The 25,607-nt window shown below is 69.9% G+C and carries 26 protein-coding genes; 19 read left to right on the top strand and 7 right to left on the bottom strand.

Features of this window, described 5'->3' with window-relative positions:
• The first annotated feature begins 124 nt into the window (after window positions 1-124).
• From ROTAS13_RS04350 to ROTAS13_RS04315, 8 genes are all read left to right on the top strand, one after another.
• Window positions 125-958: an ABC transporter permease gene (locus ROTAS13_RS04350; protein WP_075821635.1), complete on the top strand. Its 834-nt coding sequence runs from the start codon at window positions 125-127 to the stop codon at window positions 956-958.
• Window positions 955-1,767, top strand: coding sequence for an ABC transporter permease (locus tag ROTAS13_RS04345; protein ID WP_058390416.1), 813 nt, complete (start codon window positions 955-957; stop codon window positions 1,765-1,767). The genes ROTAS13_RS04350 and ROTAS13_RS04345 overlap by 4 nt, the downstream gene beginning before the upstream one ends.
• A 44-nt stretch (window positions 1,768-1,811) precedes the next feature.
• Window positions 1,812-3,014, top strand: coding sequence for a pyridoxal phosphate-dependent aminotransferase (locus ROTAS13_RS04340; protein WP_019461598.1), 1,203 nt, complete (start codon window positions 1,812-1,814; stop codon window positions 3,012-3,014).
• Window positions 3,015-3,127: 113 nt separating this feature from the next.
• Complete coding sequence (locus ROTAS13_RS04335) at window positions 3,128-4,330, top strand: pyridoxal phosphate-dependent aminotransferase (protein WP_019461597.1); 1,203 nt, start codon at window positions 3,128-3,130, stop codon at window positions 4,328-4,330.
• Window positions 4,327-5,346: a GNAT family N-acetyltransferase gene (locus tag ROTAS13_RS04330; protein WP_019461596.1), complete on the top strand. Its 1,020-nt coding sequence runs from the start codon at window positions 4,327-4,329 to the stop codon at window positions 5,344-5,346. Before ROTAS13_RS04335 ends, ROTAS13_RS04330 begins: the two co-directional genes overlap by 4 nt.
• Window positions 5,347-5,500: 154 nt before the next feature.
• Window positions 5,501-6,337 carry an NAD kinase gene (locus tag ROTAS13_RS04325; RefSeq protein ID WP_019461595.1) on the top strand — a complete coding sequence of 279 codons (837 nt, stop codon included), beginning with the start codon at window positions 5,501-5,503 and terminating at the stop codon, window positions 6,335-6,337.
• Window positions 6,338-6,410: 73 nt separating this feature from the next.
• Window positions 6,411-7,175, top strand: a complete 765-nt coding sequence (gene otsB / locus ROTAS13_RS04320) for a trehalose-phosphatase (RefSeq protein ID WP_075821634.1) — start codon at window positions 6,411-6,413, stop codon at window positions 7,173-7,175.
• Window positions 7,176-7,291: 116 nt separating this feature from the next.
• Window positions 7,292-8,794: a trehalose-6-phosphate synthase gene (locus ROTAS13_RS04315; protein WP_253187629.1), complete on the top strand. Its 1,503-nt coding sequence runs from the start codon at window positions 7,292-7,294 to the stop codon at window positions 8,792-8,794.
• On the opposite strand, the gene aat is transcribed toward ROTAS13_RS04315, so the two are convergent.
• The 4 genes from aat to aroQ form a co-directional block, all read right to left on the bottom strand.
• Window positions 8,683-9,348: a leucyl/phenylalanyl-tRNA--protein transferase gene (aat, locus tag ROTAS13_RS04310; protein ID WP_075821632.1), complete on the bottom strand. Its 666-nt coding sequence runs from the start codon at window positions 9,346-9,348 to the stop codon at window positions 8,683-8,685. The genes ROTAS13_RS04315 and aat overlap by 112 nt on opposite strands.
• Window positions 9,349-9,532: 184 nt before the next feature.
• Window positions 9,533-10,885, bottom strand: a complete 1,353-nt coding sequence (accC, locus tag ROTAS13_RS04305) for an acetyl-CoA carboxylase biotin carboxylase subunit (RefSeq protein WP_019461591.1) — start codon at window positions 10,883-10,885, stop codon at window positions 9,533-9,535.
• A 12-nt stretch (window positions 10,886-10,897) separates the two neighbouring features.
• A complete protein-coding gene (gene accB / locus ROTAS13_RS04300) occupies window positions 10,898-11,362 on the bottom strand; it encodes an acetyl-CoA carboxylase biotin carboxyl carrier protein (RefSeq protein WP_019461590.1) in 465 nt (154 codons plus the stop codon).
• Entirely contained in the window at window positions 11,359-11,829 is a 471-nt protein-coding gene (aroQ, locus tag ROTAS13_RS04295) for a type II 3-dehydroquinate dehydratase (protein ID WP_075821631.1), read from the bottom strand. The genes accB and aroQ overlap by 4 nt, the downstream gene beginning before the upstream one ends.
• 155 nt (window positions 11,830-11,984) lie before the next feature.
• Here aroQ and thiS point away from each other — a divergent pair, with 155 nt between their 5' ends.
• From thiS to puuE, 11 genes are all read left to right on the top strand, one after another.
• Window positions 11,985-12,221 (top strand): sulfur carrier protein ThiS, encoded by a 237-nt coding sequence (gene thiS / locus ROTAS13_RS28550; protein ID WP_019461588.1) that lies wholly within the window; start codon window positions 11,985-11,987, stop codon window positions 12,219-12,221.
• A 5-nt stretch (window positions 12,222-12,226) separates the two neighbouring features.
• On the top strand, window positions 12,227-13,018 hold the full coding sequence (locus ROTAS13_RS04285; protein WP_019461587.1) for a thiazole synthase: 792 nt from the start codon (window positions 12,227-12,229) through the stop codon (window positions 13,016-13,018).
• A 476-nt stretch (window positions 13,019-13,494) separates the two neighbouring features.
• On the top strand, window positions 13,495-14,625 hold the full coding sequence (locus tag ROTAS13_RS04280; RefSeq protein ID WP_019461586.1) for a type III PLP-dependent enzyme: 1,131 nt from the start codon (window positions 13,495-13,497) through the stop codon (window positions 14,623-14,625).
• A 116-nt stretch (window positions 14,626-14,741) separates the two neighbouring features.
• A complete protein-coding gene (locus tag ROTAS13_RS04275; protein WP_019461585.1) occupies window positions 14,742-15,206 on the top strand; it encodes an Lrp/AsnC family transcriptional regulator in 465 nt (154 codons plus the stop codon).
• 168 nt (window positions 15,207-15,374) lie between these two features.
• Window positions 15,375-16,946: an ABC transporter substrate-binding protein gene (locus ROTAS13_RS04270; protein WP_075821630.1), complete on the top strand. Its 1,572-nt coding sequence runs from the start codon at window positions 15,375-15,377 to the stop codon at window positions 16,944-16,946.
• Window positions 16,947-17,033: 87 nt separating this feature from the next.
• Window positions 17,034-18,008, top strand: coding sequence for an ABC transporter permease (locus ROTAS13_RS04265; RefSeq protein ID WP_019461583.1), 975 nt, complete (start codon window positions 17,034-17,036; stop codon window positions 18,006-18,008).
• Window positions 18,005-18,943, top strand: a complete 939-nt coding sequence (locus tag ROTAS13_RS04260; protein ID WP_019461582.1) for an ABC transporter permease — start codon at window positions 18,005-18,007, stop codon at window positions 18,941-18,943. Before ROTAS13_RS04265 ends, ROTAS13_RS04260 begins: the two co-directional genes overlap by 4 nt.
• Complete coding sequence (locus tag ROTAS13_RS04255; RefSeq protein ID WP_019461581.1) at window positions 18,940-19,953, top strand: ABC transporter ATP-binding protein; 1,014 nt, start codon at window positions 18,940-18,942, stop codon at window positions 19,951-19,953. The genes ROTAS13_RS04260 and ROTAS13_RS04255 overlap by 4 nt, the downstream gene beginning before the upstream one ends.
• Window positions 19,950-20,999 (top strand): ABC transporter ATP-binding protein, encoded by a 1,050-nt coding sequence (locus ROTAS13_RS04250; RefSeq protein WP_019461580.1) that lies wholly within the window; start codon window positions 19,950-19,952, stop codon window positions 20,997-20,999. Before ROTAS13_RS04255 ends, ROTAS13_RS04250 begins: the two co-directional genes overlap by 4 nt.
• Before the next feature lie 5 nt (window positions 21,000-21,004).
• Complete coding sequence (locus ROTAS13_RS26990) at window positions 21,005-21,142, top strand: hypothetical protein (protein WP_171979031.1); 138 nt, start codon at window positions 21,005-21,007, stop codon at window positions 21,140-21,142.
• A gap of 155 nt (window positions 21,143-21,297) precedes the next feature.
• A complete protein-coding gene (gene puuE, locus ROTAS13_RS04245) occupies window positions 21,298-22,284 on the top strand; it encodes an allantoinase PuuE (RefSeq protein WP_019461578.1) in 987 nt (328 codons plus the stop codon).
• A gap of 25 nt (window positions 22,285-22,309) precedes the next feature.
• On the opposite strand, the gene ROTAS13_RS04240 is transcribed toward puuE, so the two are convergent.
• The 3 genes from ROTAS13_RS04240 to mprF all read right to left on the bottom strand — a co-directional run.
• A complete protein-coding gene (locus tag ROTAS13_RS04240; protein ID WP_075821629.1) occupies window positions 22,310-23,278 on the bottom strand; it encodes a TraB/GumN family protein in 969 nt (322 codons plus the stop codon).
• Entirely contained in the window at window positions 23,268-23,987 is a 720-nt protein-coding gene (locus ROTAS13_RS04235; protein WP_171979030.1) for a virulence factor family protein, read from the bottom strand. Before ROTAS13_RS04235 ends, ROTAS13_RS04240 begins: the two co-directional genes overlap by 11 nt.
• Window positions 23,988-23,998: 11 nt before the next feature.
• The coding region (mprF, locus tag ROTAS13_RS04230) for a bifunctional lysylphosphatidylglycerol flippase/synthetase MprF (protein ID WP_139323263.1) at window positions 23,999-25,607 on the bottom strand (1,609 nt) is incomplete at its 5' end.

The raw sequence follows: 25,607 nt of genomic DNA, 5'->3' as shown, positions 1-25,607 counted from the left end.
GCCTTACGGTGGAGCTGTGCGTAGATGTGATCAAGAGACAGGCGCTGCCCGGCCCGCCGCCGGAACGCGGTGCCTTCCTGCGGCTGGGCTGGGATGCCGCCGCCGTGGTCCCGCTGGCCGGGTGATGCGCCGCCTCTTCCTGCCGCCCGTGGCGCTCTGGCTCGCCCTGCTGGTCGCGGCGCCGCTGGCCCTGCTGCTGGTCCTGGCCCTGTCCTGGCAGAGTGAGGGCCTGCCGCCCTTCGACCCACCCTGGAACGGCCAGGGCCTCGACACGGACAACCTCGCCCTGATCCTGGGCGATCCCTATTACCGTGCCGCCTTCCGGCAATCGCTGGAACTGGCCGGCATCACGGCGACGCTCTGCCTCCTGCTCGCCCTGCCCATGGCGCTGGCCATCGCCCGCGCCCGCCGGTCCCGCCTGCTGCTGGGCCTCGTGCTCCTGCCGCTCTGGACGGGCTTCCTGCTGCGTGTCGGCGCCTGGATCGGGTTGCTGCGGGACGAGGGCTGGATCAACGGCCTGCTGCGCGGCCTCGGCCTGATCGAGCAGCCCATGGCTCTGCTCTACACCCCGCTCGCCCTCTATCTCGGCATGGTCCATGCCTACCTGCCTTTCGCAGTGCTGCCGCTCTACGCCGCCTTCGCCCGCATGGACCCGTCGCTGGAGGAAGCCGCCGCCGATCTCGGCGCCGGGCCGACCCGTGCCTTCCTCACCGTGACCCTGCCGCTGGTCCTGCCCGGGGCGCTGGCGGGCTTCCTGCTGGTCTTCATCCCCGCCGCCGGGGAATATGTCGTTCCGGAGCTGCTCGGCCCGCCCGGCGCCCTGCCGCTGGGCCGCGCCCTCTTCATTGAGTTTTTCCAGAACCGTGACTGGCCTGTGGCCGCCGCCCTGGCATGCGCCCTGCTGGCGCTGCTGCTGCTGCCCATCCTGCTCTTCCAGCGCCTGGGAAACCGGGAATGAGCCTCCCCGCCTGGGCCCGCATCGGCCTCTGGCTCGGCCTCGCCTTCCTCTGGCTGCCGGTCCTGCTCCTGGTCCTCTATGCCTTCAGCGCCGATCCCGTGCCCTTCCGCTGGGGCGGCCTCTCCCTGCGCTGGTTCCGCGAGCTCGCCGCCGACGAGCGGCTGCTGGAGGCCGCCCTCCTCTCGCTCCGCATTGCCGCCGGCGCCGCGACCCTGGCCATGCTGCTCGGCGGGGCCACCGGCTGGCTGCTGGCACGCGGCGGCACCTTCCGGGGCCGCGCCCTGCTCGGTGCCCTGTCCGGCGCGCCGCTGGTGCTGCCGGAGGTCGTCACCGGCCTTTCCCTCCTCCTGCTCTTCGTCGCGCTGGAGGCCGCCACCGGCTGGCCGCGGGGCAGGGGCGCCGGCACCATCCTGCTGGCCCATGCCACGCTGGGCGCCGCCTATGCCGCGGTGATCGTCCAGGCCCGCCTGGCCCGCGGCGGGCGGGAGCTGGAGGAGGCCGCGGCCGATCTCGGCGCCACGCCCGCCACCGTCTTCCGCACCGTCACCCTGCCGCTGATGGCGCCCGCCCTGGTGGCCTCCTGGCTGCTCGCCTTCACCCTCTCGCTGGACGATGTGGTGCTGGCCAGCTTCCTGTCCGGCCCCGCTTCCACCACCCTGCCGGTGGCCCTCTTCTCCATGCTGCGCCTGGGCATGACGCCCAAGGTCAATGCCCTGGCGGTGCTGATCCTCGCCGCCGCCGGCCTCGCCCTGCTGCTCGCGGCAGGCCTGACGCGCGCGCGGGTTGCCCGGGGCAGGGGCGGCGACTAGGGTTCCGCCGCCTTTCCTCCGACCCCGAAAGCTCCGGAAGACCCATGACGCTGACCGCCGAGCGGATGGACCGCATCTCCCCGTCCCAGACCATCGTCGTCACCCAGAAGGCCCGCGCCCTGAAGGCCGCCGGCCGGGACGTGATCAGCCTCAGCGTCGGCGAGCCGGATTTCGAGACCCCGCAGAACATCAAGGACGCCGCGATCAAGGCGATCCAGGACGGCGAGACCCGCTATACCGACGTCGCCGGCACCATGGCGCTGCGCAAGGCGGTGGCGGCGAAGTTCGAGCGGGACAACGGCCTGACCTACAAGCCGGAGGAGATCGTCGTTTCCACCGGCGGCAAGCAGGTGATCTTCAACGCCATGCTCGCCACGATCGACGAGGGCGACGAGGCCATCGTGCCTGCCCCCTGCTGGGTCAGCTACCCCGACATCATCGCGCTGGCGGGCGGCAAGCCGGTGATCGTCCCGGCCGGGCAGAACCAGGGTTTCAAGATCACCCCGGAGCAGCTGGAAGCCGCGATCACGCCGAAGACCAAGTGGCTGATCCTGAACAACCCCTCCAACCCGACCGGCGCCGCCTATTCCGAGGCGGAGCTGAAGGGGCTGGCCGAGGTGCTGCTGCGCCACCCACAGGTCTGGATCTTCACCGACGACATCTACGAAAAGCTGGTCTATGGCGACTTCGCCTTCAGGACGATTGCCCAGGTGGAGCCGCGCCTGAAGGACCGCACCGTCACCATGAACGGCTGCTCCAAGGGCTATGCCATGACCGGCTGGCGCATCGGCTTCGCCGGCGCACCGCTCGCGCTGATCAAGGCGATGGACAAGCTGCAGGGGCAGAGCACCTCCAACACCTCCTCCATCTCCCAGGCCGCCGCCGTCGAGGCGCTGAATGGCCCGCAGGAGAGCGTGGAGACCATGCGCCTGGCCTTCGAGCGCCGCCGCGACCTCGTCGTGCGCCTGCTGAACCAGGCCCCCGGCATCCGCTGCGCCACGCCCGATGGCGCCTTCTACGTCTTCCCCGACATCGCCGGCTGCCTCGGCAAGACCACCGCCTCGGGCAAGCGGATCGAGACGGACGAGGATTTCGTGACGGCGCTGCTGGAGGATGAGGGCGTCGCCGCGGTCCACGGCTCGGCCTTCATGTTCCCCGGCCATTTCCGCGTCTCCTACGCGACCTCCGACGCCGTGCTGGAAGACGCCTGCAACCGCATCAAGCGGTTCTGCGAAGGGCTGAACTAGGCCCCTGTCCGGCGAGACCCGCCTTCCGTCCGGGAGGCGGGTCTCGCCCGGTCCCACCACCTCCCGCGCGTCCCTCCGTTCCCAACCCGCCTCCTGCCGAGACTGATCCGACCATGCCCGCCCTCGCCACCCGCCTGACGGAAATCCCGGTCGCCCCCTCCGTGGCCATGTCCATCAAGGCGCGCGAGATGAAGGCCCAGGGCCATCAGGTCATCAGCCTCACCGTCGGCGAGCCCGATTTCGCCACGCCCCCGCACGCCATCGAGGCCGCGAACCGCGCCGCGCTCGAAGGGCTGACCAAATATCCGCCGCAGGATGGCATCCGCGCGCTGAAGGAGGCGATCCAGCGCAAGTTCCGGCGCGAGAACAAGCTCGACTACGCGCTGAACGAGATCATGGTCGCCAATGGCGGCAAGCAGATCATCACCAACGCCTTCCTCGCCACATGTGACGCCGGCGACGAGGTGCTGATCCCCTCGCCCTGCTGGATCAGCTACGCCATGCAGGCGAAGCTGGCCGGCGCCGACGCGAGTTTCGTCTCCTGCCCGCAGAACAACGGCTTCAAGCTGCGGCCGGAGGATCTGGAGGCGGCCATCACGCCGAGGACCAAGTGGCTGGTGCTGAACTTCCCGAACAACCCGACCGGCGCCGCCTGCTCCCGCGCGGAGATGCAGGCCCTGGCCGAGGTGCTGCTGCGCCACCCGCAGGTCTGGATCATGTCCGACGACATGTACGAGCACCTCGTCTATGACAACTTCGAGTTCTGCACCATCGCCGAGGTCGAGCCCCGGCTGAAGGATCGCGTGCTGACGCTGAACGGCGTCTCCAAGACCTATGCGATGACCGGCTGGCGCATCGGCTATGCCGGCGGCCCGGCGCCGCTGATCAAGGCCATGGTGACGATGCAGGGCCATCTCACCGGCGGCGTCTCCACCGTCGGCCAGGCGGCGGCCACCGCCGCGCTGGAAGGGCCGCAGGATCTGGTGGCCGAGCGCGCGCATGCCTATCGCGAGCGCCGCGACTTCCTGGTCGAGAGGCTGAACACGATCCCCGGCATCGCCTGTCACAAGCCCGAGGGCGCCTTCTACCTCTTTCCCAACATCGGAGGCTGTCTGGGCCGCACCACGGCGGGCGGCAGGCATCTGGAAACGGACACCGACTTCGCCATGGCCCTGCTGGAGGAACAGCACGTCGCCACCGTCGCCGGCGCGGCCTATGGCATGAGCCCGTATCTGCGCCTCTCCTATGCCACGGGCATGGAGCAGCTCGCCGAGGCCTGCGCCCGCATCGACCGCTTCTGCCGGGGCCTTTCGTGAGCGACGGCGGCGCCATCATCCGTCCCGTTCGGATCCGCGAGGGCGCCGACAGCGACGCGGAGGGCTTCATCCGCCTGATCGGCGAGGCCTGGGCGGAATACCCGAACTGCATCCTGGACGTGGACGGCGAGAATCCCGAGCTTCGTGCCCTGGTCACGCATTTCGGCAAGGTGGGCGGCGCCGTCTGGACGGCCGATCAGGGCGGCGAGGTGGTCGGCATGGTCGCCGTCCGCCCGCTCGGCTCCGACAATGCCTGGGAGATCTGCCGCGTCTATGTCCGCCGCGACCAGCGCGGCACCGGCCTGGCGCACCAGCTGCTCGACCTCGGCGAAAGGCGCGCGCTCGATGCCGGGGCGGAGCGCCTCGTACTCTGGACGGACACGCGCTTCGACGCCGCCCATGCCTTCTACGAGAAGCGGGGCTATGTCCGCTCCGGCTCGATCCGCATCCTGGACGACATCTCCAACTCGCTGGAATTCCGCTACGCCAAGCCGGCCCGCGGCCTCGTCGTGGAGGCCCTGGATGCCGCGGCCGCCGCCAGCGCCGAGCGCCGCCTCGCCGCCATCCTGGTGGCCTGCGTCGCTTCCGGCGCCTCGGTCTCCTTCCTGCCGCCGCTCCCGAAGGAGACGGCGCGCTCCTTCTGGCGCAACGTTTCCTCCGACGTCGCCACCGGCAAGCGCCTTCTCCTCGCCGCCTGGTCGGAGGGGCAGATCGCCGGCACGGTGCAGCTCGTCCTCGACACGCCGGCCAACCAGCCGCACCGTGCCGAGATCGCGAAGCTGCTGGTGGACCCGGCCTTCCGTCGGCGCGGCATCGCCCGCGCCCTGATGCGCAAGGCCGAGCAGGCGGCGCGCGGCGTCGGCCGCCGGCTGCTGACCCTCGACACCCGCAGCGACGGCCCGGCCGAGGCGCTCTACCGCGAGATGGGCTGGACCGAGGCGGGCCGTATCCCCGGCTATGCGCTCGATGCCCAGGGCGTGCCGCACGGCACCACCCTGTTCTGGAAGGCCCTCTGAGCCACCCGCCCCCGGCCGCCGCCTTTCCCGGCCCGGCTGGCCCGCCGCCCGGGCTTGCGGGCGCCGTCCGGGCAGCGTCCTATGTCCCTGCCGCAGGAGCGAAGGACCCCGACCATGCGCCGATCGCCGCCGCCCGGATGCCGGTGCCGCTGAGATGGGACCCGATACCGGCCTCCTGAACGCCGGCCTGCCCGGTGGCGAACCCGTCTCCCCGCTGCCGCCGGACCTGACGGGCCGCATCTCTTTTCTCTGTGCCGGGTCGGAGAAGGCGGTCGCCGCCCGGACCCGCCTGATCGCGCGCTATGGCGATGCCCAGCCCGATGAGGCCGCCGTGGTCGTGGCGCTGGGCGGCGATGGCTGCATGCTGGAAACGCAGCACAAGCTGCTGGGCCGCAACCTGCCGGTCTATGGCATGAACTGCGGCAGCGTTGGCTTCCTGATGAACGAGTTCCGCGGGGACGACCTGCCGGAGCGCCTCGCCGCTGCCCAGGCGGCGGTGCTGCATCCGCTGCGGATGCTGGCCACCGACGCCAGGGGCGAGACGCAGACCGGCCTCGCCATCAACGACGTGAACCTGCTGCGCGAAACGCGCCAGGCCGCCAAGATCCGCATCACCGTGGACGGCAAGATCCGCCTCGCCGAGCTGATCTGCGACGGCATCCTCGTTTCCACCCCGGCCGGCAGCACCGCCTACAACCTTTCCGCGCATGGCCCCATCGTGCCGCTCGGCGCCAACCTCCTGCCGCTGACGCCGATCAGCGCCTTCCGCCCCCGCCGCTGGCGCGGCGCGCTGCTGCCTTCCGAGTCCGTGGTGATCTTCGACATCCTGGAACACGAGAAGCGCCCCGTCGCCGCCGTGGCGGACTACACCGAGGTCCGCGACGTGACCCGTGTCGAGGTGCGCGAGGACAGGAGCGTGGCGCTGACCATGCTCTTCGATCCCGATCACGGCCTCAGCGAGCGCATCGTCGCGGAACAATTCACGGTCTGACCCTACAAGAATCTGTCATTCCCGCCTCATTCGCCTTGCGCCCGCCACACTTCCCTCGGAAGAGGAACGCCTCATGGCTGACGTGATTCCAGAGGCTGGCCTGCCGCCTCTCCCCGGTCCCGAATCCGCCCTCTTCCTCGATTTCGACGGCACGCTGGTCGAGATCGCGGCGCGCCCGGATCTCGTGGTGGTGCCACCCGACCTGCCCTCGGTGCTCCAGCGCCTGTCCGTCGCGCTAGGCGGCGCGCTGGCGATCGTGACGGGCCGGGGGCTGGAGGTCGTGCGCGGCTTCCTGCCCGTTCCCGGCCTCGTCGTGGCCACCGAGCACGGGGCGGTGCTCGATCCGCCGGACGCGGCCTCGCCGCCGCTGCCATCCCCGCCCGCCGCCTGGCGGGAAGCCGCCGACCGCTTCGCCGCCGCCCATCCCGGTGCCCTGGCCGAGCACAAGCGCCACGGCTTGGTGCTGCATTACCGCCTGGCGCCCGAGGCCGGCGAGGCCGCCCATGCCCTGGCGGAAGCCATGGCGGCCGAGCTGCCGGACGACTTCCGCGTCGTCCCGGCCCATGCCGCCTACGAGGTCCGCCCGCGCTTCGCCGACAAGGGCAAGGCCGTCCACCGCCTCATGGCCCGCGCCGCCTTCGCGGGGCGCAAGCCGATCTTCGTGGGCGATGACGTGACGGACGAGGACGGGATCACCGCCGCCTATGCCATGGACGGCATCGGCTACCGTATCCCGGAGGACTTCTCCGGCCAGCCCGCGCGCTTCCGCGCCTGGCTCGCCCGGGCCGCGGATGCGCTGGAGGCGGGGCAGGGACCGCGTCCGGCCGGCGGGGGCTGACGCACCCCCATGCCGCCGCCAATGCGAAACCGCGCCTGTCCGCGCGTCGTTCTTCCCATGGGGAAGCGGTTCATTTCACCGATCGGAATGATCAGGAAGATCTGGGAGGAGGGACTGTGGGACGCCTAGTCGTCGTATCCAACCGTGTGGCCGTGCCGAAGCGGGACGACCCCCCGGCGGCGGGTGGCCTCGCGGTTGCCCTCAAGGAGGCCTTCAAGGCCCGCGGCGGCATGTGGTTCGGCTGGAGCGGCCATGTCGTCGGCGAGGAACCCGGCCCGGCCAAGACGGTCCGGCGCTCCGGGGTGGACTACACCGTCTTCGACCTGACGGACGACCAGTACCGCGGCTTCTATGTCGGCCATGCCAACGGCGTTCTCTGGCCGCTCTTCCACTTCCGCCTCGGCCTCCTGACCTACGACCGGCAGCAGGCCGAGGTCTATCGCGACGTGAACCGCGAATTCGCCCGCCGCCTCCTTCCGCACCTGCGCCCGGACGACACGATCTGGGTGCATGACTACCAACTCATCCCCCTCGGTGCCGAATTGCGGGCCATGGGGGCGAAGCAGCGCATCGGCTACTTCCACCACATTCCTTTCCCTCCCTGGGCGCTCTTCTCCGCACTTCCCGATTCCGACAGGATTCTGCACGACCTGCTGGCCTATGACCTCGTGGGCGTGCAGTCGCGCCGCGACCTCCAGGGCCTGATCGACTGCATGAACCAGGGCACCGGCATGCAGGTGCCGGCCGACGAGACGGTCCGCTTCCGGGGCCGCGAAACACGGCTGCAGGCCCATCCCATCGGCATCGCCACCCGGGAGTTCAACGAGACTGCCGCCCGTGCTGCGCGCGGGTCGGAAACCCGCCGCCTCGTCGCCAGCCTCGGCCACCGTGACCTCGTGATCGGCGTGGAGAGGCTGGACAACACCAAGGGCCTGCCGGAGCGGCTACGCGCCTTTGCCGCCCTGCTGGCGGAATACCCGCAGCATCGCGGCCACGTCACCTATCTCCAGATCGCCGCCAAGTCCCGCGACGACATCGAGAGCTACCGCGACCTGCGGCGGGAGATCGACCGCCTCGCCGGTACGATCAATGGCGACTATGCCGATCCGGACTGGACGCCCGTGCGCTATGTCGCCCGCGCCCTGTCCCGCGACTGCCTCGCCGGCTTCTATCGCGTCTCCAAGGTCGGGCTGGTAACGCCGCTACGCGACGGCATGAACCTCGTCGCCAAGGAATATGTGGCGGCGCAGGACGCGGAGAATCCCGGCGTCCTCGTGCTGTCCCGCTTCGCCGGCGCGGCCGAGAACATGCCGGAGGCCTTGCAGGTCAACCCGCTCGACCCCGTGGGCGTCGCCTCGGCCATCCACAACGCCCTGGAAATGCCCATTGAGGAGCGGCGGGAGCGGCACGCCGCCATGTACCGCAGGCTGGAAACCCAGAATGTCGGCGTCTGGGCCAGGGCCTTCCTGGAGGCGCTGGAAGACCCCGACGCGACGCGGGCCGAACCTCAGCCGGAACCGGATCTCAGGTCGCGGACCCAGTACTCGACCTCCTCGGCGGGCAGTTCGCGCTCCCACCGCGCCAGCACCCGCAGCGAACTCGCCAGTCGTGCCTTGTAGTCCGCCTGCGGCACCTCGACCGCGCCGAAGCGGGCGAGGTGCGAGGTCAGGAACTGTGTATCCAGCAGGGTGAAGCCGCCGCGTCGCAGGCGGATCACCAGATGTACCAGGGCGGTCTTCGAGGCATCCGTCTCGCGGGAGAACATGCTCTCCCCGAAGAAGGCCCCGCCCAGCCTGATACCGTAGAGACCGCCCACCAGCCTCCCGTCCTGCCATGTCTCGATGGAATGCGCATGGCCGAGCCGGTGCAGCTCGTTGAAGAGCGCCTCCACCTCCGCATTGATCCAGGAATCCTCGCGGCCGGGGGCCGGGGCGGCGCAGCCTGCCAGCACCTCGGCGAAGGCCCGGTCCGCCGTCACCGTGAAGCGGCCGGACAACACCGTACGCGCGAGACGGCGCGGCAGGTGAAAATTCTCCAGCGGCAGGATACCCCGCTGCTCCGGGTCCAGCCAGAAGAGCCGGTTGGATTCCCGGCCCTCCGCCATTGGGAAAAGCCCTGCGGCATAGGCGCGCAGGACAAGGTCAGGGGTGATCGCGATCCCGCGCCGGCTCATCGGCGCCCATCCTGGCACGGTCCGCGCCGCACTGCACCACCTGCCGTGCTTCCCGATTCCGGGAGCCGCCCTCCGGCGCCGTGCCGCCCCGGAAAAGTCCCGGAGCCAGGGCTCCCGGAGCGAGGGGGCGCAAAGGCCCGTCTCCCGGGCGGCACCACGCGCGGCCCGCCCGGAAGCGGAGGGGTCAGGTCCCCTCGACCTCGCGCGCCACGAACTTCTCCAGCCAATGGATCGTGTAGTCGCCGGACTGGAATTCCGGGTCGTCCATGATCTTCTGGTGCAGGGTCAGCGTCGTGTTGATGCCGTCCACCACCGTCTCGTCCAGGGCGCGGCGGGCGCGGGCGATCGCCTCTTGCCGGTTCGCGCCATAGACGATCAGCTTGGCCACCAGGCTGTCGTAATAGGGCGGCACGTTGTAGCCGGCATAGAGCGCGCTATCCATGCGCACCCCCAGCCCGCCCGGCGCGTGGAAGGTCGTGACCCGCCCCGGGCTCGGCGCGAAGGTCAGCGGGTCCTCGGCCGTGATGCGGCACTCGATCGCATGGCCCTGGAAGCGGATGTCCTTCTGCTCGTAGCCGAGCTTCTCGCCCGCCGCGATGCGGATCTGCTCCTTCACCAAGTCGATGTTGCAGACCATCTCGGTGACGGGATGCTCGACCTGCAACCGGGTGTTCATCTCGATGAAGGCGAACTGCCCGTCCTGCCACAGGAATTCCAGCGTGCCGGCATTGCGGTAGCCGAGCTGCTTCAGCGCCGCCGTCACCGTGGTGCCCAGGGCTTCCCGGTCGGCGGCGGTCAGCACGGGGCTGCCCGCCTCCTCCACCAGCTTCTGGTGGCGCCGTTGCAGCGAGCAGTCGCGCTCGCCCAGATGCACCACATTGCCGTGGTTGTCGGCCAGGACCTGCATCTCGATGTGCCGGGGCCGGTCGAGATACTTCTCCATGTACACGGCATCGTCGCCGAAGGCCGCCTTGGCCTCGGTGCGCGCCACCTGCCAGGCTTCCTCCAGCTCGTCCGCCGAACGCGCCACCTTCATGCCGCGCCCGCCGCCGCCCGCCGCCGCCTTGATCAGCACCGGGTACAGGATCTGGTCGGCGATCTCGCGTGCCTCGTCGATGGAGGCCAGCGCGCCGGGCGAGCCCGGCACCAGCGGCACGCCCAGGCGCCGCATCGCGTCCTTGGCGGCGATCTTGTCGCCCATCATGCGGATATGTTCCGCGGTCGGGCCGATGAAGGTCAGGCCATGCGCCTCCACCATCTCGGCAAAGCGGGCATTCTCCGACAGGAAGCCATAGCCCGGGTGAATCGCCTCCGCCCCCGTGATGGTGGCCGCCGCCAGGATGTTGGCGACGTTCAGGTAGCTCTCGCGCGGCGAGGGCGGGCCGATGCAGACGCTCTCGTCGGCGAGGCGCACATGCATCGCCGTGGCGTCGGCGGTGGAATGCACCGCCACCGTGCGGATGCCCATCTCCTGGCAGGCGCGGTGGATGCGGAGCGCGATCTCGCCCCGGTTGGCGATCAGGATCTTGCGGAACACGTGGCCGCGTCCTTACTCGATCACCATCAGCGGCTCGCCGAATTCCACCGGGGTCCCGTTCTCGATCAGGATACGGGTCACGGTGCCGGATTTGGTGGCCTTGATCTGGTTGAAGGTCTTCATCGCCTCGATCAGCAGCAGCGTCTGCCCGGCGCTCACGTGCTGGCCCTGGGTGATGAAGGGTGCCGCCCCCGGCTCTGGCGAGAGATAGGCCACGCCCACCATGGGCGAGGTCACCGCATTGGCATGCGACAACGGCGCTTCGGCGGCAGCCGGCGGCGGGGCGGAAACGGGGGCCGGCACGGCCTGCATCGCCGGGGCAGCCATCTGGGTCACCACCGGGGCGGCCACGGTCACCTCTCGGGCCACGCGGATGCGGCTGTCCTTCTCGACCAGCTCGATCTCGGTCAGATCGGTCTGTCGCAGGATCTCGGCGAGTGCCTTGATGGCGTCGGGGGAGAAGGAAAGGCCGCTCATGCGTCGTCGTCCAGTTCGTTCTGTGCGGTCGCCAGCATGTCCGCCATGGCCCGGAGTGCCAGGGCATAGCCCTGGGGTCCCAGCCCGCAGATCACGCCGGTCGCCGCGCGGGAAACGTAGGAGACATGCCGGAACGCCTCCCGCCGGTGGATGTTGGTAAGGTGGACCTCGATCACCGGCAGCCGGACGGCCACGAGGGCATCCAGCAGGGCGATGGAGGTGAAGGAGTAGCCAGCAGGGTTGATCACGATCCCGGATGCCCGCCCGCGGCATTCCTGAACCCAGGACACCAGCTCGCCCTCGCCGTTGGTCTGGCGGAAGTCGATGGCCAGCCCTTCCTGGTCCGCGACCTCGGCGCACAGCGCCTCGATGTCGTCGAGCGTATCGGCCCCGTAGATCTTGGGCTCACGGGTGCCGAGCAGGTTCAGGTTGGGGCCGTTCAGAACGGCGATCAGGGGCGGGGACAAGGTTGTGACCTCTTGAACCGCGCGGGGCTAGCAGGGTGCGAGGGATGGGGCAAGCACGGCCTGCATCTTCGCATATGCGAGAAACCCGCGGAGCCGCCTTCCGGGCTGCATGCGGGGTGCTTGCGTCCCGCCCGGGAGCGCGCCACATCCGACCCATGTCAGAGATCACCTCCGCCACCCGGCCGGACACGATCCGGGTCACGGTCAACGGCGAAGCACGCCACCTTCCGCAAGGAGCCAGCCTGGTCGCGCTGCTGGCCGAGCTGGGCCTCGACACCCGCAAGGTCGCGGTGGAGCGGAACGAGGAGATCGTGCCGCGCTCCACCTATGCCGCGACGCGGCTGGAGGCGGGAGATTCCCTGGAAATCGTGCACTTCATCGGCGGAGGCTGAGGCATATGGACGGTATTCGGACGGCGGATGACAGCTGGGAGGTGGCCGGCCGCCGCTTCCGCTCCCGCCTGATCGTCGGCACCGGCCGCTACAAGTCGCTGGAGGAGACGGCCGAGGCCATCGAGGCCTCCGGCGCCGAGATCGTCACGGTGGCGGTGCGGCGGGTGAACCTGTCCGACCCCGGTGCGCCGATGCTGCAGGATTTCGTGCCTCCCGACCGCTATACCTATCTCCCCAACACCGCCGGTTGCCACACCGCCAAGGATGCCGTCCGCACCCTGCGCCTGGCGCGTGAGGCGGGGGGCTGGAACCTGGTGAAGCTGGAGGTGCTGGGCCCGCCACCCTTCCTCTACCCGGACATGCAGGCGACGCTGGAGGCCGCCGCGGCCCTGATCGCCGACGGGTTCGAGGTCATGGTCTATTGCGCCGACGACCCGGTGGCGGCGAAGCGGCTGGAGGAGATGGGCTGCGTCGCCATCATGCCACTCGGCGCCCCGATCGGCTCCGGCCTGGGCGTGGCCAACCCCTTCATGATCCGCGCCATCAAGGAGCAGGCCAGGGTGCCTGTGCTGGTGGATGCCGGCATCGGCACCGCCTCCGAGGCCGCTTTCGCCCTGGAGCTGGGCTGCGACGCCGTGCTGCTGAACAGCGCCATCGCCCATGCGAAGGACCCGGTTCGCATGGCGCGGGCCATGAAGGCGGCGGTGGAGGCCGGACGCCACGCCTTCCTCGCCGGCCGGATGCCGCGCAACTACGCCGCCGACCCTTCTTCCCCGACCGGCGGCCTGATCCGCTGATCCGTGGCCGGGGGAGGGGCTGCGCCCGTCTCCCGGCTGCCCTCGCGACGCCGCCTTTCTCCCGCCTGGATTGCCTCTGGACGCCCCGATTCCCGGTCGCCCGGAACAGATTTGCACCAGTCTCGTGACAGACCTGCGATAGGCGCCGGTCCGACCGGAAGACCCCCGGCCAAAACTATGAACGGCCGGTGAATAAGCCGGACGGCCAAGGAAAACATGGGAGGGGTTTCCGGCCCGCTAGCTCGTTCTGCGGAAAAAAAACGGCTGGGGCCGGTTTTGCCACTTGTGCCCTGTGCCCGCCGCCTCTATCTGCCCCTCCAACGCAGTACGCACGTGCCTCTGGCCCTGGGTGGTTACGCAACGACGTCAAGCGTCCTGGCAACCTTTGGTCGCTGGTTCGTTCGACCGTTCGCAACGCTGACAGGGCCGGCCGCCGGAAAGGCGGCTGCCCTGCCGCTTTCTGGGAGGGTGCCGCGATGACCCCCAAGATCGCCCAATTCCTGCGCGACGCCGCGCCGGCCACTCCCTGCCTCGTCCTCGACGTGGATCGGGTGGAGGAGAACTACCGCCGCCTGCAGGCCGCCATGCCGCAGTCCCGGATCTACTACGCAGTGAAGGCCAACCCCGCCGCGCCGATCCTGGACCGCCTGGTCGGCCTGGGCTCCAGCTTCGATGCCGCCTCCTACGAGGAGATCTCGGCCTGTCTCGACGCGGGCGCGGCGCCGGAGTCCATCTCCTACGGCAACACCATCAAGAAGGAATCCGCCATCAAGGCGGCCTTCGACCGCGGCATCCGCATGTTCGCCTTCGATTCCGAGGGGGAGCTGAAGAAGCTCGCCCGCTCGGCCCCCGGCTCCCGCGTCTATTGCCGCATCCTGGTCGGCAATGACGGTGCGGAATGGCCGCTCAGCCGCAAGTTCGGCTGCGAGATCGAGATGGCGAAGGCGCTGATGATCCAGGCCGCCGAGCTCGGCCTCGACCCCTTCGGCCTCTCCTTCCATGTCGGCTCGCAGCAGACCAAGACCACCGCCTACGAGGCGGCGATCGCCAAGGCCGCCATGCTCTTCACCGACCTTCAGGAAGCAGGCGTGAAGGTGCGCATGGTGAACCTCGGCGGCGGCTACCCGGTCCGCTACCGTGCCGAGGTGCCGGAGATCGACACCTTCGGCGCCGCCATCATGGGCGCGATGGCACAGCATTTCGGCAATGCCCTGCCGGATATCGTGATCGAGCCGGGCCGCTTCATCGTCGGCGACGCGGGTGTGGTCTCCGCCGAGGTCGTGCTGGTCTCCCGCAAGGCCGAGGACGACCCGGTCCGCTGGGTCTATCTCGACATCGGCCGCTTCGGCGGCCTGGCCGAGACGGAGGGCGAGTCGATCAAGTACGACTTCCGTACCCCGCATGATGGCGAGGACGAGGGGCCGGTGACGATCGCGGGGCCGACCTGCGACAGCACCGACACCCTTTACGAGAAGTCCAACTACCGCCTGCCGCTGGCCCTCGATGCCGGGGACCGGATCGAGCTGCTGGCCACCGGCGCCTATGTGACGACCTATGCCAGCCAGCGCTTCAACGGCTTCGCGCCGCTGGCCGAGCACTACGTCTGACGCTGGCGGGGGAGGGGCTTTCCTCCCCGGCCCAGGACCCGTGGCCCGGCCTGCCTTTGCGGCAAGCCGGGCTGTTCGTCTTTTCCGAATGTGACAAGCCGGTCTAGGCTGTGGTCATGGACGAGATCGACCGCAATATCCTTATCGCCGTGCAACAGGATGGGGCGGCCGGGCTCGCGGAACTCGCCAAGATCGCCGGCCTGTCCGTTTCCGCCACCGCCGAGCGGGTCAAGCGGCTGGAGGAGCGCCACACCATCCGCGGCTGGCGGGCCGACCTGGACCCGGCCGCGATCGGTTGCCCGCTCCTCGCCTTCGTCTTCGTCGGCATGCGCGCCGGCCGCGACGCTGCCGATTTCCGGGAGGCCGTGCAGGCCCTGGAGCCGGTCCTCGAATGCCATGCGGTGACCGGCGGCTGGTCCTGGCTGCTCAAGCTGCGCCTGCCCGATCTTGCCACCCTGGAGCAGTTCGTGGACCGCGAGATCCGCACGCTTCCCGGCGTGGAGCGCACCGAGACCATCGTGGCCACCGCCACGGCCAAGGAAACCTCCATCCTGCCGGTGGCGGAAGCCGACGAGGACTGACCCTCCCCACCGCCGGCGTTCATGTTCGTCCGGAATGTTTCGCCCTGCGATCTTTTGACGATAATTTGTCCTCATTTCGTCCGAAAGCTGGCGACAGCATTGCAGGGCTGCTAGAACCCCGCAGCATAGACACATTCGCGTCCGAAGTTGTCGGGAGCTCCCTTGGACATGACAGTTCGTCTCGTGGCGGCGGGTTTCGCCGCCCTTGTGGCATTGACGGGCCCCGGCCGGGCGCAGGAGCTGAACCTCGCGGTCGGCGCCCCGGTCACTTCGCTCGACCCCCACTACCATGCGCTGTCGCCGAACTACGCCGTGGCGGACATGCTCTTCGACAGCCTGACCACCTTCGACGCCAAGGGCCGGCTGCAGCCGCGCCTGGCCGAGAGCTGGAAGCCGGTGGCCGAGGATGCCTGGGAGTTCAAGCTGCGCCCCGGGGTGAAGTTCCATAACGGCAACGACTTCACCGCCGAGGACGTGGCCTTCACGCTGGAACGCGTGCCCAACGTCCCCAACAGCCCCTCCTCCTATGCCATCTACACGCGCGGGGTGAAGCGGGTGGAGATCGTCGATCCGCTGACGATCCGCCTGCACACGGACGGCCCCTATCCGCTGCTGGCCACCGACCTCGCCCAGGTCGAGATGCTGGACCGCGAGACGCACCAGGGCGCCGGGACCGAGGATTTCAACAGCCTCAAGGTCGCCATCGGCACCGGTCCCTTCCGCGTCACCGCCTATCGCAACGGCGACCGCATCGTCTACGAACGCAACGACAACTATTTCGGCGAGAAGCCGGCCTGGAAGAAGGTCAACTACCGCATGATCTCGAATGACGGCGCCCGCACCGCGGCGCTGCTTTCGGGCGATGTAGACTTCATCGACCAGGTGCCGACCAGCGACATCGCCAAGCTGTCCAAGGACAGCCGCGTGCGGATGAGCGAGGCGGACGGGCTGCGCCTGATCTTCCTGTTCATGGACCACCTGCACGCCCAGTCGCCGGTCATCACCGACAATGCCGGCAAGGTGCTGGACAAGAACCCGCTCAAGGACCTCAAGGTCCGTCAGGCGCTGTCGATGGCCATCGACCGGCAGGCGATCGCCCAGCGCGTCATGGAGGGCGCCGCCGCCCCGACCGCGCAGTTCCTCTCCATCGGCGCCTTCGGCACGGTCCCTGGCCTGCAACCCGCCAAGGCGGATCCGGAGGGCGCGAAGAAGCTGCTCGCCGGGGCCGGCTATCCGGACGGCTTCCACATCGTGCTGAGCGGCCCCAACGACCGCTACATCAACGACGCCCGCATCATCCAGGCGATCGGCCAGATGTGGGCCCGGATCGGCGTCCGCACCCAGGTCGATGCCCAGCCCTGGGCCGCCTATGTGCAGAAGGCGGCCCGGCGGGAGATCGCGGTCGGCCTCGTCGGCTGGGGCATCTCCTCCGGCGAGGCGACCTCGCCGCTGCGCGCCCTGCTCGCCACCCCGACGCCGGAGAAGGGCTGGGGCACCTCCAACCGGGGCTCCTACAGCAACCCCGCCATGGACGCGAAGCTGGCACAGTCATTGCAAACGCTGAATGACGACAAGCGCGAGCAGCTGCTGCGCGAAGCCAGCCAGATCGCGCTCGACGACGTGGGGATCATCCCGATTCACATCCAGAAGAACATCTGGGCGATGCGCCCCGGACTGGTGCACGAGGCGCGCGCCGACGAGCTGACCCGGGCGCAGGATATCCGCCCCTCTGCCCAATAAATGGGCGGGTCGTGCACCTCCGCACGGAACTTCCAGCCCGGCGGCGTGGTCCATCCGCGCCGTCCGGGACCATGACGAGTTGAATCCATGACCGTTTACCTCCTGCGCCGGCTGATCCAGGCGGCCCTCGTGATGCTGGCGATGTCGGTGATCGTCTTTGTCGGCGTCTATGCCATCGGCGACCCCGTGGAGATCCTGATCAGCCCCGACGCGGACCAGATGGAGCGCGAGCGGGCGATCAAGGCGCTCGGCCTCGATCTGCCGCTCTGGATGCAGTACCTCTCCTTTCTCGGCAACGCCCTGCATGGCGACCTGGGCCGCAGCTTCGTGTTCAACGAGCCCGCCCTGCAACTGATCCTGCAGCGCATGCCCGCGACGCTGGAACTCGCCCTCGGCGCCACCTTCCTGGCGCTGGTCATCGGCATCCCGCTTGGCCTCTATGCCGGGCTGAAGCCGCACTCGCCGATCTCCTCGGGCATCATGGCCGGCTCCATCCTGGGCTTCTCGCTGCCGACCTTCTGGGTCGGGCTGATGCTGATCATGGTCTTCGCCGTGCAGCTCGGCTGGCTGCCCTCCACCGGCCGCGGCCAGACGGCGGAGCTGCTGGGGGTGCAGTGGTCCTTCCTGACCCGGGACGGGCTGGCGCACATGGCCATGCCGGCGCTGAACCTCGCCTTGTTCAAGATATCCCTCGTGGTGCGCCTGACCCGCGCCGGCGTGCGCGAGACCATGCTGATGGACTTCGTGAAGTTCGCGCGCGCCAAGGGCCTGACCAACAGCCGCGTGATCTTCGTGCACGTCTTCAAGAACATCCTGATCCCGGTGATCACCGTGGTCGGGCTGGAGCTCGGCTCCACCATCGCCTTCTCGGTGGTGACGGAAAGCGTCTTCGCCTGGCCGGGTATGGGCAAGCTGATCATCGACAGCATCAACGTGCTCGATCGTCCCGTGATCGTGGCCTATCTCATGATCATCGTCTTCATGTTCATCATCATCAACCTGACCGTGGATCTGATGTATTCCGCGCTTGATCCGCGCGTCCGGCTGGAGGGCAAGGCATGAGCGCCACCGCCGCCAAGCCCGGGGCCACCGCCCCGGCCGCCGCCCCGCCCGCGCCGAAGGTCGAGACCCCCTTCAAGCGCTTCGTCCGCGACTTCGCCGCCTCCAGGCTGGCGATGTTCGGGCTGATCGTCTTCACGATCATCGTGCTGCTGGCCATCCTCGCCCCCTGGATCTCCCCGCAGAACCCCTACGACCTCGCCCAGCTCGACATCATGGACGGAAGGCTGGAGCCCGGCTCGCAGAACGCCGACGGCACCATGACCTACTGGCTCGGCACGGACGACCAGGGCCGCGACATGCTCTCGGGCATCCTCTACGGCCTGCGCATCAGCCTGATCGTGGGCGCCGGCTCGGCCATCTGCGCCGCGCTGGTGGGGGCATCGCTCGGCATGCTCGCCGCCTATGCCGGCGGCCGCACCGACACCTTCATCATGCGGCTGGTGGACCTCCAGCTCTCCTTCCCCTCGATCCTCGCCGCGCTGATGATCCTGGCCTTCCTCGGCAAGGGCGTCATGAACGTGGTGCTGGCGCTGATCATCGTGGAATGGGCCTACTACGCCCGCACCGTGCGCGGCACGGCGCTGGTGGAACGGCGGCGCGAGTATATCGAGGCGGCGCAGTGCCTCGCCCTGCCGACGCACCGCATCATCTTCCGCCACCTGCTGCCGAACTGCCTGCCGCCGCTGATCGTGGTCGGCACCATGCAGGTGGCCCGCGCCATCGCGCTGGAGGCGACGCTGTCCTTCCTCGGCCTCGGCGTGCCCATCACCGAGCCCTCGCTCGGCCTGCTGATCTCCAACGGCTACGAGTACATGCTCTCGGGCAAGTACTGGATCTCCTTCTACCCCGGCATCGCGCTGCTGGTGACCATCGTCTCGATCAACCTCGTGGGCGACCATCTGCGCGACGTGCTGAACCCGAGGCTGCAGAAATGAGCGCCGCCATCCAAGTTCCGGCCACCAGTGCCGCCGCGACGCTGGAGGTCCGCGACCTCCAGACCCACTTCTTCACCCGTGCGGGCGTGATCAAGGCGGTGGACGGCGTCTCCTTCTCCGTCGGCCGCGGCAGGGTGCTGGGCCTCGTGGGCGAGTCCGGCTCCGGCAAGTCGGTCACCGGCTTCTCCATTATGCGCCTGGTCGATCCGCCGGGCCGCGTGGTGGGCGGTCACGTCCTGTTCCAGGGCCGCGACCTCGCCACCATCCCGGAGGAGGAGATGCGGCAGCTTCGCGGCAACCGCATTGCCATGATCTTCCAGGACCCGATGATGACGCTCAATCCGGTTCTGCGCATCGACACCCAGATGATCGAGACGCTACAGGCGCACGAGAAGATCTCGCGCGAGGATGCCCGGCAGCGGGCCCGCGACACGCTGGGCATGGTCGGCATCCCGAGCCCGGACGAGCGCCTGAAATCCTATCCGCACCAGTTCTCCGGCGGGATGCGGCAGCGCGTGGCCATCGCCATCGCCCTGCTGAACCGCCCGGAGCTGATCGTGGCGGACGAGCCCACCACTGCGCTCGACGTCACCATCCAGGGCCAGATCCTGGCCGAGGTGCAGAAGCTCGCCGCCAATACCGGCACCTCGCTGATCTGGATCACGCACGACCTCTCCGTGGTCGCCGGCCTCGCCGACGACCTGGCGGTGATGTATGCCGGCCGCGTCGTCGAATACGGCGATGTGGGGGAGACGCTGGACGCGCCCCTGCACCCCTACACGGTCGGGCTGCTGGGCTCCGTGCCCTCGCGCAACCGACGGGGCGAGCCGCTGCGGCAGATCCCGGGCATGACGCCCTCGCTGCTCAGCCTGCCGCCCGGCTGCCCCTTCCAGGCGCGCTGCCCCCGCGCGGCCGAGAAGTGCCGCGAATATCCGCTCCTGGACGAGAAGCTGCCCAACCGCTGGGCCCGCTGCTTCTTCCCCCATTTCGAACGCGCGGAGGCCGCATGAGCACCACGCTCGCCCGTCCCGACGCGGCTGCCCCGACGGCCCTGGAGACACCCATCATCGAGGTGAAGGGCGTTTCCCGCCGCTTCAGCAAGACCCTCGACTTCGCCGGGCGGATCGCGAAGAAGCTCGGCGCCCCGGTGCGCGAGGAAACCGTCCATGCCGTGGACAAGGTCGACCTCACCATCCGCAAGGGCGAGGTCGTCGGCCTCGTCGGTGAATCCGGCTGCGGCAAGTCCACGCTCGGCCGCATGGTGGCCGGCATCCTGCCGCCCTCGGATGGCGAGATCCTCTGGCGCGGCCGCAACCGCAGCACGCTCTCCGCCAGGGAGGCGCGCGAGGCCAAGCTGCGCGCGCAGATGATCTTCCAGGACCCGATGTCCTCGCTGAACCCGCGCCTGCGGGTCGCCGACATCGTGGGCGAGGCGCCGCTGGTCCATGGCATGACCACACGCTCCGGCCTCGATGCCTATGTGGACGATCAGCTCCGCCGTGCCGGCCTCGACCCGGCCTACAAGCGCCGCTACCCGCACCAGTTCTCCGGCGGCCAGCGCCAGCGCATCGGCATCGCCCGCGCGCTGGCGGTGCAGCCGGAATTCCTGGTCTGCGACGAATCCGTGGCCGCGCTGGACGTCTCGATCCAGGCCCAGGTGCTGAACCTCTTCATGCGCCTGCGGCAGGATCTGGACCTCACCTACCTCTTCATCAGCCACGACCTGGGCGTGGTGGAGCATCTGAGCGACCGGGTCGTGATCATGTATCTCGGCCGGGTGGTGGAGGAGGCGCCGGCCGAGGAGGTCTTCGCCCGCGCCAACCACCCCTATACCCAGTCGCTGCTCGGCGCCGTGCCGCGCATCGAGGCGCGCAAGAAGAGCTTCGCCGTGGTCCAGGGCGAGATTCCCTCGCCGCTGAACCCGCCCAAGGGCTGCCACTTCCACCCGCGCTGCCCGCACGCCTTCGAACGCTGCCGGCTGGAGGTGCCCGCGCTGAAGGAGGTTGCGCCGGGGCATCGTTCGCGCTGCCACCTGAACGACCTTCCGGCGGCGTGACCGGCATGGCATCCCGGCTCCTGCTGGCTCTCGCTGTCCTGGCTCTGGGGGTTCTGCCCCTGGCGGCCTGCCAACGGCCCGCCAATGACGGCACGACACGTGGTGCCTATGTCGGCGGCAGCGCCGGCTTCAACGCGCGCTGAACCCTGGTGGACGGGCGGGCAGGGGCCTTGCGCTTCCCTCGCCAGCCCGACAGGAACAGGGTCCGGCCAGGCCGCCTTCCGGGGCGCCTGGCCGCCCCCATGAACAGGGTTCCGCCACAGGATTGCGGCCATGCCGCCGGGGGATGCACCGGCGGATGGGCCGGGACCCGACGGACGAGAACCCGAAGGACGAGAGCATGAGCGACGGCAAGACCGGCGGCACCATCCTGGCCGCCGAGAGCGGTTTCCCCCGGGATTTCACGGGCTATGGCCCCAACCCGCCCGATGCGCGCTGGCCCAACGGCGCCCGCGTCGCCCTGTCCTTCGTCCTGAACTACGAGGAAGGCGGCGAGAACACGCCGCTGAACGGTGACCCGATCACCGAGGCCTATCTGCACGAGGTCCCGGGTGGCCAGCCCCGACGCGGCATGCGCGACGAGAGCACGGAAAGCCAGTTCGACTACGGCGCCCGCGTCGGCGTCTGGCGCGTGCTGCGCCTGTTCCGCGAGCGCGGCCTGCGGCTCACCGTCTATGGCGTGGGCCGGGCGCTGGAGCTGAACCCCGCCGCCGGCCAGGCCTTCGCCGAGGCCGGGCACGAGATCGCCTGCCACGGCTACCGCTGGATCAACTACGCCGAGGTGGACGAGGCCACGGAGCGCGAGCACATCGCCCGCAACATCGCGGCGGTGCAACAGACCACCGGCACCACCCCGGTCGGCTGGTACACCGGCCGCATCAGCGGCAACACCCGCCGCCTCGTCGCCGAGCATGGCGGCTTCCTCTACGACTCGGATGCCTATGACGACGACCTGCCGCACTACGTGCCGGTGAACGGCAAGCCGCACCTCGTCATCCCCTACACGTTCGACAACAACGACATGAAGTTCGCGGTGCCGCCCGGCTTCGGCACCACCGACGCCTTCACCGCCTATCTGAAGGACTCGCTGGATTTCCTGCGGGAAGAAGGCCGGACCACGCCGCGCATGATGAGCGTCGGCCTGCATTGCCGCCTCGTCGGCCGCCCCGGCCGCGCCGCCGCCCTGGCGCGCTTCCTGGACCACGTCGTGGCCTGTCCCGATGTCTGGGTCTGCACCCGCGCCGAGATCGCCCGGCACTGGTGGAAGGAACACCCGCCGGCCTGAGCCGCGCGCGGGGATGGCTGGCGCCCTATCCGGGCGCCAGCCGCATCCGGAAGGCCTCCAGCCGGAAACCCTGGGCCTGGAGCAGCGCGAGCATCCCGTCCGACCCCGCCAGATGCGCCGCGCCCACCACCGCCACCACGGGCAGGGCCGTGGCCGCCTCGGCCAGCCGCGCCGCCATCCGCCGGCTGCGGGCGCTGATCACGATGCGGTCGAAGGCCGCACGTCCGGCCTCGTTCCCACCCATGGCCGCCACGGTCAGGCGCCGGACCTCGTTCAGGTCGCCATCCTCATAGGCGCGCTGCAGCGCCCGGTCCTCCGCCGCCACGCTCGCGGGATCGGCCAGCGCCCGGCGCAGCGCGCCCAGATAGACCGCCTCCGGCACGGCATCCGCCGCCGCCATGCTCTCCCCCACGCTTTCCAGTGCCCCGGTGCGCAGGCCCATCGCCCGGGCCGCGCCGCTCAGCCAGTCCTCCGGCGAACGGCCCGCCCGGCCGGCGCCGGGGGCGGGGCAGGCTTCCCGGGCGACGGACAGCAGCAGGATCGGCCGCAGCCGCGCCACCCCCTCCTCCAGCCCCCGGCAGGCCGCGTTGCGCCGCAAGGCCGCCCATTCCGCCGGGCTCAGCGCCGCCAGCGCGGGCCAGTCCCCCTCCGGCCGGAACAGTTCGTCGCCCGCCTCCTCGCCAGGGGCATAGCCGCTCTCGGTCAGCACCAGCCGTACCCCGGCCAGGAGCCGCTCCACCGGCAGCCGTGGCAGCCTCGGGTCCGGGGCGTGCGAACTGGGCAGGACAAAGCTCACCGGCCCCTGCGGGGTTCCGGCACGATCCGGAGCGCCTCCCGGCCTGCCTCCCAGGGGCATCATGCGGAAGGCCAGCAGTCCCGTCTCCGCCGTCTTCCCGTCCGGCGCCCCGGCCCGGACCGTCCCCAGGCGGGAGGACCCGGCCAGCAGCGCCAGCGCCGCCCCGGCCTGCCACAGGCCGCGCCGGTCAGCTCGCATCGGTCAGCCTCGCCAGGATGCGGTCCGCCAGCCTGGCGTAGTCCTCGTCGAAATGATGCCCGCCGGCGGTGCGGATCACCTGGGCCTTCTTCGGGTCGAGCAGCAGGCAGCCTGTCTCGTCCGCCTCCTCCTCTCCATAGACGCACTGGACCTTGGTCTGGTCCATCCGCGCCATCTCCGGCCCGATCGGGATCTCGTCGGAACCGCCCATGCCGATGAACCCCGAGGCGGTCACCTCGTAATCGACGTCCTTGGAGGTGGAGAGCAGGGAGATCAGCGCCACCTTCTCCTGCGTTTCGGGCGGCAGGCGGTTATAGGCGGAGGGCATCACATCGGCCCCGAAGGAGAAGCCGATCAGCACCACGCGCGGCAGGTTCCACAGCTCGGAATAGGTGCGGATCGCCTTGTCGAGATCCTGCGCCACCTCCTCCGCCTTCCGGTGCTTCCAGAAGTAGTTCAGCGCATCCCAGCCCAACACGGACATGCCGCGGCTCTGCAGGATCTCGCCGAGCTGCTGGTCCAGGTCCGCCCAGCCGCCATCGCCGGAGATGATCAGGGCGAAGCTGTCGAAGCGCACCGGATCGGCCGGGATCTCCACCAGATACGGAAAGTGGTCCCGCGTCCCCGGCGACTGGGCCTCGCCGGCCAGGAGGCAGCCCGCCAGCACCGACAGCACCAGCGCCCGCCGCTGCACCGGGTCACGCGTCACGCCACGCCGTCTCATTTGCCCACCACTCCGCGCAAGCCGCCCGCCTGAAGCGCCGCCACATCGGCCAGCACGACCCAGGGGTCGAGCCCCCCGGCCGCGCAGAGGTAGCGCGGCTCCCAGACCGGGTCGAACTTCTCCTTGAAGGCGCGCAGGCCACGGAAATTGTAGAACCGCTCGCCCCGCCGGAAGACCCAGCCGCCGAGCCGGTGCCAGAGCGGCGCCAGCCGGTGCGCGGCCAGGCCAGACAGCGGCGCCATGCCCAGGTCGAAGTTCCGGTAGCCCAGCTCCTTGGCGCGCAGCAGCAGCCGGATGAACAGGAAGTCCATGGTGCCGCCCGGCGCGTCCGGCAGGTGCCGCATCAGGTCCACCGAGGCCTCCGCCCGGGTCACCGGCGTTTCCGACAGGGTGGCGAAGGCCACCATCCGCCCCGTGCCGTCCCGCACCACCGCCACCGGCTGGGCGCAGACGTAGTGCGGCACGAAGGCCCCGAGGGAGAAGGCCTTCTCCCGTGTCTCGTGCGATGCCAGCCAGGCCTCCGACACGACGCGAAGCTCCGGCAGCAGGGCAGGGACCTCCGCCGGCGGCAGCACAGTGAGCGTCATGCCGTCCCGTTCCGCCCGGTTCAGCGCGTTCCGGAGATTGGCCCGCGCCCGTCCCTTGAGGTCGAAGCGCGACAGCTCCACCCGCGCCGCCTCACCCAGCTTGATCGGGCGGAAGCCGGCATCGAGATAGAGCGGCAGGCTGTCCGCCTTCACCTGGTAGAAGGCCGCCCGCGCGCCCTGGGCGTCCGCCGCCTCCACGAAGCTCCAGATCAGGTCCGGCCAGCGGGGGCGCGGCCCGATCGGGTCGAAGAGCGCGATCCAGGAACGCCCGCGCTGCCCGTACATCACGAAGGCATCGCCAGCCTCCGAGAAGAGCAGCGACTTGTCGCCCATCCGCACCAGCTGTGCGTCGGCGCGGTCCTGGGCATCGGCGATCTCCGCCGCCCGCTCCAGCATCGCCGGGCTCGGCTCCTCCTGCCGCCCCTGGGCATGGCGCAGCAGGCTCCAGAGCCCCACCGCGCCCAGCCCCATGGCCGCCGCCAGGGTCACGCGCAGCCCACGCGGCGCGTCCTCGTCGAACTCGAAGCGCCACCAGAGCTCGTTGGAATAGGGCACGTCCCGGTTGGCGAAGAAGAGCAGCCAGACCGCCGCCGCCACCACGCAGCCCACGGCGACCAGCCAGCGCAGGGTGAAGGGTTGGGCGAAGAGCCGGGTGCGCCGGTCGAAGCGGTGCCGCGTCGCCAGCAGCGCCAGCAGCAGCAGCAGCAGCGAGCCCATCTCCAGGAGCCCGCCGCCGCGCGCGGCCGAGAGCACCAGCCCGCCGATGGCGCAGAGCGTGGTGACCCACCAGGCGGCGTCCAGCCGGTGCACCAGCCGGTCCGCGACCAGCAGCAGCACCAGCCCCGCGACGCTGGAGATCAGGTGCGAGGCCTCGAAGAGCAGCCCCGGCAGGGCAGGGGCCAGCATCCCCGGCCCGTCCTCGCCGCTGGGCGCCACGCCGCCGATCAGCAGCGCCGCCCCGGCGATGAAGGCCAGCGCCCCCAGGAAGCGCGGCGCCAGCCGCGTCGCCGCCCGCACC

This window comes from Roseomonas sp. TAS13 (genome assembly GCF_001950415.1).
Classification (GTDB): domain Bacteria; phylum Pseudomonadota; class Alphaproteobacteria; order Acetobacterales; family Acetobacteraceae; genus Roseomonas; species Roseomonas mucosa.
Note: the sequence above shows the minus strand (reverse complement) of the source record. Positions and strands in the feature narration are given on the sequence as shown.